Annotated in this window: 12 protein-coding genes; 9 read left to right on the top strand and 3 right to left on the bottom strand. The window is 61.7% G+C overall.

Annotation, left to right across the window (positions count from 1 at the left end):
- Both P9M14_05220 and P9M14_05215 read right to left on the bottom strand, forming a co-directional pair.
- Positions 1 to 1,495 (bottom strand): hypothetical protein (locus tag P9M14_05220; GenBank protein ID MDP8255128.1); only part of this gene is annotated, 1,495 nt, incomplete at its 3' end.
- A 139-nt stretch (positions 1,496 to 1,634) separates the two neighbouring features.
- Positions 1,635 to 2,108: an ankyrin repeat domain-containing protein gene (locus tag P9M14_05215; GenBank protein MDP8255127.1), complete on the bottom strand. Its 474-nt coding sequence runs from the start codon at positions 2,106 to 2,108 to the stop codon at positions 1,635 to 1,637.
- A gap of 135 nt (positions 2,109 to 2,243) precedes the next feature.
- Between P9M14_05215 and P9M14_05210 the strand changes: the two genes are divergently transcribed.
- From P9M14_05210 to P9M14_05200, 3 genes are all read left to right on the top strand, one after another.
- On the top strand, positions 2,244 to 2,702 hold the full coding sequence (locus P9M14_05210; protein MDP8255126.1) for a nuclear transport factor 2 family protein: 459 nt from the start codon (positions 2,244 to 2,246) through the stop codon (positions 2,700 to 2,702).
- Between the two features lie 32 nt (positions 2,703 to 2,734).
- Complete coding sequence (locus P9M14_05205; protein MDP8255125.1) at positions 2,735 to 4,351, top strand: SGNH/GDSL hydrolase family protein; 1,617 nt, start codon at positions 2,735 to 2,737, stop codon at positions 4,349 to 4,351.
- Positions 4,352 to 4,473: 122 nt separating this feature from the next.
- A complete protein-coding gene (locus P9M14_05200; GenBank protein MDP8255124.1) occupies positions 4,474 to 5,937 on the top strand; it encodes a radical SAM protein in 1,464 nt (487 codons plus the stop codon).
- Between the two features lie 124 nt (positions 5,938 to 6,061).
- Here the strand turns inward: P9M14_05200 and P9M14_05195 are convergent, their stop codons facing one another.
- Positions 6,062 to 7,063 (bottom strand): ATP-grasp domain-containing protein, encoded by a 1,002-nt coding sequence (locus P9M14_05195; GenBank protein ID MDP8255123.1) that lies wholly within the window; start codon positions 7,061 to 7,063, stop codon positions 6,062 to 6,064.
- Between the two features lie 382 nt (positions 7,064 to 7,445).
- On the opposite strand from P9M14_05195, the gene P9M14_05190 reads away from it, so the two are divergent.
- The 6 genes from P9M14_05190 to yedE all read left to right on the top strand — a co-directional run.
- Positions 7,446 to 8,282 carry a mechanosensitive ion channel family protein gene (locus P9M14_05190; GenBank protein MDP8255122.1) on the top strand — a complete coding sequence of 279 codons (837 nt, stop codon included), beginning with the start codon at positions 7,446 to 7,448 and terminating at the stop codon, positions 8,280 to 8,282.
- 32 nt (positions 8,283 to 8,314) lie between these two features.
- The gene (locus tag P9M14_05185; GenBank protein MDP8255121.1) at positions 8,315 to 9,196 is read left to right on the top strand and encodes a DUF481 domain-containing protein; all 882 of its coding nucleotides are present in this window, start codon (positions 8,315 to 8,317) and stop codon (positions 9,194 to 9,196) included.
- Between the two features lie 74 nt (positions 9,197 to 9,270).
- A complete protein-coding gene (gene aqpZ / locus P9M14_05180) occupies positions 9,271 to 9,969 on the top strand; it encodes an aquaporin Z (GenBank protein ID MDP8255120.1) in 699 nt (232 codons plus the stop codon).
- Positions 9,970 to 10,061: 92 nt separating this feature from the next.
- Positions 10,062 to 11,420, top strand: coding sequence for an OmpA family protein (locus tag P9M14_05175; protein MDP8255119.1), 1,359 nt, complete (start codon positions 10,062 to 10,064; stop codon positions 11,418 to 11,420).
- A gap of 175 nt (positions 11,421 to 11,595) precedes the next feature.
- A complete protein-coding gene (locus tag P9M14_05170; protein MDP8255118.1) occupies positions 11,596 to 11,970 on the top strand; it encodes a PilZ domain-containing protein in 375 nt (124 codons plus the stop codon).
- A gap of 344 nt (positions 11,971 to 12,314) precedes the next feature.
- The coding region (yedE, locus tag P9M14_05165) for a YedE family putative selenium transporter (GenBank protein MDP8255117.1) at positions 12,315 to 12,979 on the top strand (665 nt) is incomplete at its 3' end.

The following is a 12,979-nucleotide window of genomic DNA, read 5'->3' as shown; positions in this document are numbered from 1 at the left end:
TTCCCTCGGCGCGGACCCCGCCGCTCGCAGTTATTTCGCCATCGACCAGCGCCACGGCCTTCCAGCCCAGCGGCGGCAAATCGGTGACGCGCACCAGCATCCGTCGCGCCTCTTCACTCCACTGGCCCAGCAGCGGTTCGCCCTGGGGCCCGTAGGCCTGCCAGCCGCGCAGCGGCGGGTCCTGGGTCAGCTCGACCAGCGCGTCGCGGGTAAAGCTCAGCGGGTTGAACACCAGGTAGACCTTGGACGCGCCCAGTTGCGTGGCGAACGAGGTATCGACCGCCTCGGCCAACTGCTGCATGCCCCACTGCGAGAGCTCGTCCAGCGACTGCTCGACCGCGCCCATCTGCTGCTCGTACTGGCCGGAGTAGAACTCCTCGGTGGAGCTGCCGGGTAGGATGTCGTGGAACTGGTTGAACAGCACGCTGCGCCAGGCCTGGTCCAACGTCTGTCGCGGCCAGGGCGCGCCCAGGTCCGAGGCGATCACCCATAGTTTCTCTACCGTCTCGAGCCCCAGCTCCGCGTCGCGGTTGTGCTGCTTGACCCGCGCGCGGTTGGTGTAGACCCCGCGGTGAGTCTCGAGGTACAGCTCGTCTTGCCAGCTGTAGCGCTCGACCTCCGGGTCGTCGAGCAGATCCTCGAAGAACAGCTCGGGCGGGCCGAAGACGATGTCGTACCCCTGTTCGTCGCGCAGCTTTATCAGCCGGTCGATCCAGGGCTTGAACGTGCCGCCGCCGTGGTCGCCGACCCCCAGGAAGAGCAGCACCGACTCGATCCCCGGGTGGTAGTCCTGCATCTTCTGCATTCGCGCCTTAAGGATCGCCTCGTCGATGTACTCGTTGTACTGACCCACGGTGAGGTAGGCGCGCACCTGCGAGCCGCTGGGCGCGATCCAGTCGAAGACGTGGAACGGGAAGTCGTTGGTGTCGTTCCAGCCCAGCTTGGAGAACGAGAACGAGTCAATGCCCGCCTGGGACATGATCATCGGCAGGGTCGCGCTGTAGCCGAAACTGTCGGGCAAAAATCCGGTGCTGCACGGCGCGCCGAAGTCGTCGATAAAAAAGCGCTGACCGTAGAGGAACTGCCGTACCAGCGACTCGCCCGAGGGGATCTGCGCGTCGAACTCGACCCACGAGCCGCCGATGGGATGCCACTGGCCGCGGTCGTACCAGAAGTGTACGTCGGCCATGATCTCGGGGTGATCCTCGGCCAGCCAGCGATAGAACACCGGCGTGGACTGCACGTAATGCACCGGATTGTCGTTGGCCGGACGTTCGCCGTCGTAGAGGTACATCAGCCCGCTAAGCGAGGAGAAGGTGTTGAAGACGACCTCGCGGCTCTCGGGCTCGAGCCATTTCCAGATCACGTCGATGTGGCTTGAACAGCTGACGTAGGCGCGCATCGAGTAGTCGTATTTATCATCGGCCGCCGCCGCGTTGCCGACCAGCAGCAGCACCACGCCCAGCGCGATTGCCGGAATAAATCCGCTTTTCACACCCGATCCTCCACCGTGTTGATTAAACCGCTGCATTATAACGCGGATGATCGGGCGAAAGTGTCGACTGACTTTAACGATGATCGCGGCGTTGTTGCGAGCCGATCGTGCGCCGCGGCACGAGCCGAAAATTTCTGGGCTAACGATCCGCAGCGCCGCCCAGGCGGCCGCCGCGTTGGCGCAGCAGCTCGGCGGTCTGCTCGTTGCCCTTGGCCAGGGCGTAGTCCAGCGGCGTGTGCTGGTTCTCGTCGGTGGCGTTGACCTCGGCCCCGGAGTCCAGCAACAGCCCGACCATCTCGTCGTTCCCCTTGGCCGCGGCAATGTGCAGCGGGGTCCAGCCAAAGGCGCCGGTGCGCACGTTGACGTCGGCCCCGGCTGCGATCAGCTCGCGCGCGATCTCGAGGTGCCCGGCGCCCACCGCACGATGTAGGGCCGCGTCGGCTTGGTCGTCGCGCGAGATCCGGTCGAGGTTCGTGCCGCTGTCGATCAGGCTCTGCACCTGCTCGACGTCTCCGGTCTGCGACGCCTCGTGCAGGGCGGTGCGCGGTGCGCACGAGGCCAGGCCCAGCGTCAGGACGATGATCGTGATTATTAGCCAAAGTTTGGTTCTCAATTCGGGCTCCTTATTCCACCCCCGACCAGATAAATATTAAACCCCACAGCGGGTAAAAGCGAGCGGGCCGCGTTATCATCAATGGCTGAAACATCTATACTGCTCAGGTCAATAAAAGGAGAGAAGACCTTGCCGATGCCGGTTATCAAGACGATCTTGGTGCTCAGTGCTTTGCTCGCCTGTTGCCTGATCGCGGCCTGCGGCCCCGAGCTGACCCAGGAGCAGGTGCGCCAGGCCTACGCCGACGCCGAGCAAATGTTCCGCGAGGGCGATATCGACCAGCTGCGCGCGCTGTTCTGGCCCGACGCGCAGATCCAGATGGTCAACAACGGCGTAGCGGAGAGCTATCCGGTCGAGGACTACCTCGAGCTCAACCGCCGCGGCATGCTGCTGCTCGACCAATACAGCATCAGCTCGACGATCGACGAAGTTGTAATCAACGGCTCGCAAGCCACGGTGCGCAGCACGGTCCAGGAGTCCGGCGTGCTGCTGGGCAGGCCGGTGCGCACTCGCACGCAACAGACCATGCTGCTCAGCGTGCGCCGCGGAGAGCTGCGTATCGAATCGGTGCGCGGAGTGATCGAATCCCAGTGACATTCCTCATCGATGGATAATCCGGGCTGACGATGCACCCGATCCACGTAATCATCCTGGCGGTCTGGGTTGTGACGGTAGCTTTGGAATATCTGATCGAACCGCGGCTGCTGCCGCTGCGGCCGCGTCGCGTGCTGTTGGCGAACTTTGTGGCCGGGCTGCCGACCTTGGGGCTGGTCTGCCTGCTGAGCCCTGAGGGGCCGCACTTCAACCTGCTGGCGCCGCTGTTGCTCTCGCTGTTCATCGCGGGTCGGATTTTTTGGGTGCTAGGCGCGGCGGGCCTGTTCGAGCGCGTCGCAGGTCGGCGGCCGCCGCTGATCGTCAAGCTCCCGGCCGTTGTCGCGGCTGTGGGCTACTGCGTATTCGTCGGACTGTTCTGGGGCGCTCGCGCCCCCGTGGTTCTGGCGCTGTGTGTAGCGCTGTGGGGCCTGATGATCGTCCTGGGAGGGATCGATCGCCGCGCGTTGCTGCGGATGCTGGTCGTCCTGGGGGTCGCGGGCCTGGCGCTGGAGCTGGCGATCGTGTTTGCGGCCCCGCGCTTTATCATGCGCTCGACCATGGCCGAGTGGGGAGTGCAGCTCGTGCTGGCGCTGGGGCTGTGTTGCATGGTGTGGTTCAACGCGGGCCTGGTCCGGCGCTTCAACACCACGATGCTGCTTAGCGCGCTGTTGTTTATCGCCTCATTCAACGGGATCTACCTTACTGACTACGCGCAACGGATGCGGCCCGCGCGATACCAGGTAGGCCGCACGACCATGTACGATCTCTATTTCAATTTGCCGTCGATTCCGCTGGCCGACGCCGACTGTGCACCGGATTGCATCGGCTTCCGCGACCGTTTCGGCGTTGCACCCGAGCCCGCGCAGGGCACCACGCGTGTGATCTGGATGGGCGGCTCTGCGGTTTACGGCTTCGGCCTGGACGACGAGGAGACCATCGCGATTTTCACCGAGCAGATGCTCAACAGCGGCGACCGCCGCTACGAGGTGCTCAATGCCGGGATCTTTGGTTATGACTCGGCCAACATCATGGCCTATTACGCGCGCTACGTGCGGCGCTACAACCCGCACTACCTGCTGATCATGACCGGATTCAACGATTATCACTTCTCCACCGGAAAAGACGGCCGACAAAATCTGATTAGTGCGATCAAGGCGTTAACAGTCCCCGGGGGCGGGTTCGACGTGGATCAGCCGCTGTTCGCGGTACACACGCAGGAACGGGAACTGATGCCCGATATAGGATTCTTGAAGCTCTGGCAGCGAATGTTGTGGGACGTCAGTCGGCGTGACGACTCACCGGATTACAGCCAGGGGGTGCCGGTTCCGGACTTCGAGAGCAATCTGGACAACCTGCTGGCCCTGGCCGCGGAGGACGGCGCCAGAGTGCTGCTGATCACCGAGCCGACCAAGTCCTCGCTCGTCGACCAACAGCGTTATCAAAGCTATCAGCAGGCCATGGCCCGCGTGGCAGCGCGCCGCGACTGCCCGCTGCTGGACCTGGCGGCGATCTTCCGCGAGGACCCGTTTCACGAGCGGTTGTTCCAGTACGGCGACAAGGTGCACCCCACCGGCGAGGGCAACCGCATCATCGCCCGGCTGGTGGTCGATTGGATCCAGGAGCATCGGGAGCAGCCGGTCGATCGCTGATAAATCCGAGCCGATCATCATGGTTGCTGATTTTTTCCTTCAGATGCGGTAGAAAAGATCCCATAACAACATGTGGTGAACGCGGTCCAACAGTCCGACGCGAGAGCGGCCCGGATAGGAAGTTGCGGTATAGGTTGACCGAACAACGCCGACTGCTGCTGATCAATCCCAAATCGTTGACCAACATCTACGACGATTTGTTGATCGCCGCGCCGTTGTGTCCGCCGATCAATCTGGCCTCGCTGGCCGGGGCGGCGCGCGATGCGGGGCACGAGGTGCAGATTTTTGACATGCGCGTGTCCGACGACGTGTTGGGCGATCTGGACGCGATGCTCGAGCAGTTCGCGCCGCACGATGTCGGGGTCAGCGCTTATACCCAGATGTTTCCCGTGGCCCTCGAGATCGGCCGCCGCGTGCGCCGCCTCAGGCCCGAGGCGCGGCTGCTGATCGGCGGCGTGCACGTTACGGTGTTGCCCGAGCAGGCGCTGCTCGAAGGCGAGTTCGACGTGGCGATCATCGCCGAGGGCGAGGCAACGCTGGTCGAGCTGCTGGGCGGCGCGGAACTGGAGAGCATCGCGGGTCTGGCCTGGCTCAATGGTGACCAAGTCCAGGTCAACCAGCCGCGCGAACAACTCCAGAATCTTGACGAGCTGCCGTTTCCCGCGTTGGACCTCTTTTCACTCGAGCGCTTCGACGTGATCCAGCCGCTGTGGCGCTCGCGGCGCATCGCCATGCTCGAGACCAGCCGCGGCTGTCCGCACCGCTGCGTGTTCTGTTCGAGCAACCGCGTCTTCGGTCACAAGTGGCGCGCCAAGAGCCCGGGGCGAGTGGTTGAGGAGATCTCGCGGATCATCGACCTGGGCTTCCAGGAGATCCACTTTGTCGACGACGGCCTGACCCTCGACCTGGAACGCGCCAAACAGATCTGCCGCGGGATCCTCGAGCTGGACCGGCCGATTCACTGGGAGCTGGCCAACGGTATTCGCGTGGAGAATCTCGACGACGAGTATCTCGATTTGGCGCGGCGCGCCGGCTGCTACCGCATCCAATTCGGAGTCGAGTCCGGCGATCCCGAGGTGCTCAAGGCCGTGGGCAAACGCTTTAGTCTCGAGCGCGTGCAACAAGCGTTTGCAAAAGTCCGTAAACACCGGCTGGAGAGTGTGGCACTGTTCATGCTCGGGCTGCCCGGCGAGACCGAGCAGTCGATGCAGCGCACAATCGACTTCGCCAAGCGCATCAAGCCCGACTTCGCCCGCGCTTCGATCCTCTCGCCGCTGCCCGGGTCGCAGGTGTTCGACCAGTGGTCGGAGCAGGGACGGATCCTCTCATACGACTGGGACCGCTACACATTCCACCACTTCGGGCCGCTGACCTTCGAGCACCCGAACCTAGGCGAACGCCAGATCAAGGACGCTTACCGCCGCTTCTACCGCGAGTTCTACTTCCGGCCGAGTTACTTTATGCAACGGCTGTGGTTCGACCTGCGCAATGGCGGGCTGCTGCGCGACCTGAGCTACTTTATTCGCAAGTTTCTGCTCGCCCCGTTACGCTCGCTCCCCCGTCGGCTCGTCGGCTCCGGCCGGTAATCCTCCAAGCTCTACCCCTGATTCTTGATATTGCGGGCCAGACGCGCACAGACGGGCGCCGCCAGGCGGCGCCCTTGCAGGAGGGTAATGTATGGAGGGTTAGCGGACCCGGGGCTCGCCCCGGCTAAGCTCCGAACCCAGCCTTAAGCTGCCCGGAGCGTTCTACTCTGTTCGTCGTCCAGCGGATCAACCGCGTGGCGAAGTCGTCCAACCCGATGCCTGCCGCGTCTAGCGCGCGGCCGAAAGCCGAACCCGGGCCGAAGTCCGGGTTGGGATTGATCTCGATCAGGTGCGGCAGATCGTTGCTGTCCACGCGGAACTCGACCAGCGCGTAATCGCGGCAATCGGCGATCTGCATCGCGCGCAACGCCGAGAGCTCGACCTCGCGCCGCAGCTGTTTGCTCAGTTGGGCCGGGCAGCGGCACGACGTGCCGAGAATCTGCGGGATGTCCTGCGGCAGGCCCTCGAAGCAGATCTCGATTACCGGCAGGATCCGACGCTGGGAGTTGCCCAGCACCGCCACGTGCAGTTCGCGCCCCGCGATGTAACTCTCGACCACCGGCGGCTGGCCGTACTCCTGCCAGACCCGGCCGGTTCGTTGTCGTAGCGTATCGTGATCGTAGACCACGCTGTCCACGTTTATGCCCATGCTGCGGGCGCCGTGGTTGGGCTTGACGATCGCCGGCAGCTGTACGTGGCTCAGATCCTGGTCCTCGTCGAGCACCAACGTGGCCTCGGGCACGCGGATGCCAACGGAGCGGCAGATGCTGTTGAGGTGAAACTTATCGCGGCACTGATCGAGGCACACGTAGTCCGAGCCGGTATGGGCCAGGTCCGACTCCTCGAGCATTGTTGCGGCCAGCACGTCGCCGTTGGGAACCCCGTGCAGGGAGCACACCAGATTGAACACCAGCTCGTTGGGATCCAGGTGCGAAAGCGCGCTGAAGATGTCGTCGTGAATCGCCATCAGCCGCGATTCGATACCCGCCTGCTCCAGCGCGTCGGCGACCGAGACGGCATTGGCAATCGCAGCGTCGGCCTGTTGCCGGTCCCAATCCCGGTCCAGGCTGTAGAGCACTACCACGTTTTGCTGCTGTACCGCCGGTTGTTCCGTGTCAATGCCCATCAGACCCCCAAATCAACGCCCAAGCGGGCAAGTGCAAAGCTAGCGAAAAAATCTCACATTAAGAAAGAGATGGCAAGTAAAAAATGAAGTATCACATTATAGTTTCCCGATAAGCTCCTAATTGTAAACGGTTATAACAAAGCACTTGCGTATCGGACTCAAGTGCGCAAGTATCGAGAAATATTTGACGGAAACATGATGATAATCATATTCCGATGTTAGTGCCGCCGAATATGATCCGAGTTGTGAGGGGTCTACAGGCTGTAATGACAATCAACATTACTATCGAAATCTCGATGCAAGCACCGTCCTAATTCGGCGATAAGGCCGTCAATAGCCGGTCTTACGGTTGCCGATGGAATTTTGCAGAAAGGGAAATACCATGGAATGGATCGACAAGGGGCAGGAATGGTTGATTACCAACGGGGCGAACTTCCTGGTCAATATCATAGTGTTCATTATAATTTTATTCGCCGGTTGGCTGGTGATCAGGGCGCTGATGCGCGTCACCAAGGTGATGTTCTCCAAGTCCAATCGGGTCAGCGAGACCCTGTCGCGCTTCATTCTCAACGTGCTGAACAAGCTGCTGTGGCTGGTGCTGCTGATGTTGGCCCTGCCGCGGTTGGGCGTTGACATCGCACCGCTGATCGCCGGTTTGGGGGTCACCGGCTTTATCGTGGGCTTTGCTTTTCAGGAGACCCTGGGCAACCTGTCGGCCGGGCTGATGATCATGCTCAATGAGCCGTTCAAGATCGGCGACTACGTTGACGCCGGGGGGCACCAGGGGGTGGTGAAGGAGATCAATATGATGGCCACCACCATGACCACCCCGGACAACAAGAAGATAGTGATTCCCAACGGCAAGATCTGGGGCGGCTCGGTGACCAACTATACGGCCCTGGACACCCGCCGCGTCGACCTGACCGTGGGCGTATCGTACTCCGCGGATATCGGCAAGACGCGCGATGCGATCAAGGGCGTGCTCGACCACAATAAAATGGTGCTCGACGATCCGGCGCCGATGATCGAGCTGGTGGAAATGGCCGACTCGTCGGTCAACCTGGTGGTGCGCCCCTGGTGTAAGACCGAGCACTACTGGGACGTGTTTTTCGCGGTCAACCGCGCGATCAAGGAGGAGCTGGATCGGAATGGGATTGAGATCCCGTTCCCGCAGGTCGACGTGCATCACCACGGGCTGCCCGAGCGGGCCGTGGTTTGAAAATGACTTTACATTCGAGAGGAGAAATACGTATGAAGCACTTCAAGCTTATTTCTGCGATGACGATTCTCGTGCTGCTGATCGCGGTCCCGGCAATCGCCCAGGACGAGGCGACCGAGGGCGATCAGTTCCCCAAGTGGTCGGCCAGCGGCACGCTGGGCTATACCATGACCTCGGCCTACGTCAAGACCAACAGTCTGGTCGGCGAGCTGCAGGGCGCGCGCGAGGGCGTGTGGACCAACCACCTGCTTAAGGGCGGAGTGACCTACGGCAACGTGATCTATCCGGACGGCGATCCGATCCTCAACGCCAACAGCTATTTCGGCGAGTACAAGTTCGAGGGCTACCTACTGCGCAACAAGAAGCCGTACCTCTGGGGCCTGCTGGGTTATCAGTCCGACGAGTTCTCCGGCTTCTGGACGCGGTACCTGGGCGAGGTCGGCGTTGGTTACAGCTTCTTGGGCATCAGCGACTCGGTGCTCAAGACCGAACTTGGTTACGCCTTCGTGGACACGCGCTGGATCGAGAAGAAGGAGATCGAGACCGACGAGTTTCACTTTTGGGAGCCCACACACAACGCTCTGGCGCGACTGATCGCCGAGGTGCCGCTTAAGAGCTACATGTTGTTCAGCGAAGAGGCTTCGGTGCGGCTCAACCTCGCCGACGAGGACGATTACACCGCCCAATCGACGACCGGCCTGAGCTTCAAGCTCAGCCAGGCGCTGTCGTTCAAGACCTCCTTTGCGATCACCTACACCAACACACCGGGATTTATCGAGCGTCTGGATAAAGAGGGGAACGTTGTCAACTACGACGATGACGGCGACGTGGATACCGACGATGTGCCCGAGCTGATCAACGCTGAATACGCCAGCTACACCTGGATTAACGCTTTGGTCATCTCGTTCTTCTGATTGCACAGGGCCGTGCCGTCGCCGACCGGCCGGCGGCGGTACGGGTGCACAAACCTTTTTAGAAGGAGCACGACATGCCGATCGGCAAGCGATCTCTGGCAGAGTTCATCGGAACGTTCTGGCTGGTGTTCGGAGGCTGCGGCAGTGCAGTGCTGGCGGCGGCATTCCCGACGCTGGGAATCGGCTTCGCGGGCGTGGCCCTGGCCTTCGGTCTGACCCTGTTGACCATGGCCTACGCCATCGGTCACATCTCCGGGTGCCACATCAATCCCGCGGTCACTTTGGGGCTGTTCGTGGGCAAGCGCTTTCCGGCGCGCGATATTTTGCCCTACGTGATCGCCCAGGTGCTGGGTGCGGTCGCGGCCGCCGCGGTCCTTTACGTCATCGCCAGTGGCAAGGCCGGATTCTCCCTGGAGGGCGGCTTCGCTTCCAACGGCTACGGCGCTCACTCGCCGGGCGGGTACAACCTGGCGTCCGCGCTGGTCGCCGAAGTGGTGCTGACGTTCATGTTCCTGATTATCATTCTCGGCGCAACCGACGAGCGCGCGCCCAAGGGATTCGCACCGATCGCCATCGGCTTGAGCCTGACGTTGATTCACCTGATCGGCATTCCGGTCACGAATCTGTCGGTCAATCCGGCGCGCAGCACCGGCCCGGCGCTCTTCGTCGGCGGTTGGGCGCTCGGGCAGCTCTGGCTGTTCTGGATCGCGCCGCTCGTCGGCGCGGCGCTCGCCGGGATCGTCTACCCGATTATGGCCAAGGGGAAGGATTAATCGTCCCAAACCGACAGGGAGCTGACAGCGTATCGAAACAGTCGGGGGCGACGCGGCACGAACAGGATACGACGACAAAATGGGGGTTAGTCATGAAACCATGGAACGTGCTTGTCATTGCGGTTCTGGCGGCAGCCATTGTGCTGCCCTGCGCAGCTTTCGCGGAAGACGATGCGACGACAGAGAACCTTCTGCCGGCCGGGACCGTCTTCCACCTCGATCCGCGCTGGGTGACGATCTTCGACTTGGGGATCTTTACCGTGGATCAGGATAAGCAGGTCGATCAGACGACCACCACGGTCAATGCCGGTGGGGTCCTGGGATCGAGCCTGTACGGAATGAAGCTCGGATGGCTGATCAACGGCCATCACGACGTCGGCCTCCATGTGCTGGCCGGACTGACCGACACGCTCGTCAGGATCGACCCGGAGGCCCAGGGGGTGGAATCGACCAACGTGCATACCACTGGAGGCAACTACCGGGCGGCCCTGTACTACAACTACAACTGGCACGCCAACAACTGGGTGATGCCCTACCTGGGCCCCCTGGTCGGCGTCCAGGGCGAAGTGGACCGCGTGGTCTACGAGGAATCCGATGGGGATAACTACACCCGCAACTTGTTCGGGCCCTTCGGCGGACTCGAGGTTGGCGTGAAACTCTTTCCCTACAAGCACGTGGCCTTCGACATCGGCGCCATGGGCAGCTACGGGGCCGGCGCCCAACAGGTCGATTACGACGCCGATAAAACAGTTGACGACGATGGCGTCACCGGCAAGCTCAACGTGGGCGCATATGCCGGTTTGAACATCTATTTCGGCAAGACCGGCGCGCCCAAGCCGTGCCCCGAATGCCCACAGTGCCCTGAAATTCCGCAACCCGTGGCGGTGCCCAAGCTGACGACCTTCACGGTGGTCGTGACCGACAAGTGCACTGGCGCACCGATTGCAGCCACAGTAGCCGTCGGCGGCATGAACTATTTCAATCCAGTCAAGCAGGAGATCGCGGGCGGCAACGCGACCCTCGCCGTGAGCGCCGAGGGATACGACGCCAAGCAGGTCGCTACGCTCATCGCTCCCGCGACCGAGAACGTGGTCAACGTCGCCTTGTTCAAGCACATCCAATTGACCGATGCGGTGTACTTCGCCTCGGGTAAGGCCACGATCCTTCCCAAGTCGTACGCCGTGCTCGATGACGTGGTTATGCAGATCCAGGGGATGTGCGAGTTTGACAAGATTATGGTGGAAGGCCACACGGACAGTGTCGGCCAAGCCCAGATGAACAAGGCGTTGTCCCAGAGGCGGGCTGAGTCGGTTTTGGCCTACTTAGTGTCCAAGGGCATTGACGCCAATAAACTTCAGGCGATCGGTTACGGCGAAGACAAACCGATTGCGACCAACGACACGGCGCAGGGCAAGGCGCAGAATCGCCGCGTGGAGTTCAAGATCGAGTAGTCTGCTCGGTATCGGGTTCATCAGAGGTGGGGGGCGCCCAATGCGCCCCCGGCCGCTGATCGAAGGAAAAAGGGTTGATAAAAAAAGCAAAACCAATCTTCATTGGCTTTTACTTGCATCGGGCTATGGTTTTGAGATACAAACCTTTCGATAACAAATCTATCTTGTGCATAAAATGAGCTACGGACCAAAAGGGATTGAACGCCGCAGGAGCATGAGGGTAGACGCAGTGCTGCCGGCGCGGATCCTGCGCCTGGACGACCAGAAGGTCGAGCAGGGGCGATTGCCGCTGAACATCTCGACCACCGGCATTCGCGTAATCACCAACGAGGAACTGCCGATCGGCATGAAAGTCGGGATCGAGATCTACGACTTTGATGAAAGGCCGATCCCGATTTCGGCCATCGCCGACGTGGTGCGCTGCGAGCAGCTCGCGGCCGACCAATCCGGCGGGCAGGTGGCAATGCAGTTCGTCTCGATCCGCGAGACCGACCGGCAACGCGTACAGCACTTCATCACCCAACATCTCAACCAGGGCCCGCCGGCTTAAAACTCGTGAATAACAGCGTTTGACGGATTCGCGGTTTGTGCTATTTTCCCTCAATCTGTTTTCAAGGACTCACGTGAGCTATCCGGACCCACATAACGTTTGCACGCGGCTGCTCGATGCGACGTTGCGCCCGGATAGTCCCACGCGACGAGAGAGCGGACCGTGAGGCCCGGGCGACCGGGCCGGTCAGGCCTGGAAGTATTCGACGCAGCCGCGATCCGTCGCAGCCGTTCCCATCGGCTGAGCGCCGCTTCCCCCCAGATATCCCCATCCGTAAAAGCTGAAAAACGGGTTCCCGTTTGGGAAGCTGTCCAACTTTGTAGTATCCACAGAGGAGAAATCCGTTGAAAAAGGATTATGTTCTGATCGGAGTCGCCGGCGCGGTGATCGGCGTGCTGTCCGTGATTCTGGTCCGGCTGGGCAATCCGCCCAACATGGGTTTCTGCATCGCCTGTTTCGAGCGCGACATCGCCGGCGCGCTGGGCCTACACCACCCGTGGAGCGCGGCCTGGCTGCGACCCGAAATCCTGGGAATTTTACTTGGGGCGTTCGGCGCGGCCCTGATTACGCGCGAGTTTCGACCAAAGGGCGGATCGGCCCCGTTCGCGCGCTTTATCGCCGGGATGTTCGTGATGATCGGCGCGCTGGTCTTCCTGGGCTGCCCGTTGCGGATGATTTTGCGCTTGGGCGGCGGCGATCTCAACGCGGTGGTGGCGCTGGTCGGCTTTACCTTGGGGATCCTCGGCGGAGTCTATTTCCTGCGCACCGGGTTCGACTTCGGCCGCGCCGTGCCCCAACGCGCAATCAACGGCCTGCTGATGCCCGCGGCCATGCTGACGCTGCTGGCGTTGCTGATTATCCTGCCGACGTTCAAGCCTGGCGGCCCGATCTTTGTCGGCGGCGGCGGACACATCGGCACCGGCGAATCGCCAACGATGACCGTGGGCGGCGGTATCGTGATCAGCCTGATTGCGGGCCTGATCGTGGGCGTGCTGGCCCAGCGCACCAG

This window comes from Candidatus Alcyoniella australis (genome assembly GCA_030765605.1).
In the GTDB taxonomy this organism is placed as follows: Bacteria; Lernaellota; Lernaellaia; order JAVCCG01; family Alcyoniellaceae; genus Alcyoniella; species Alcyoniella australis.
This window is presented reverse-complemented; position numbering and strand designations above follow the sequence as displayed.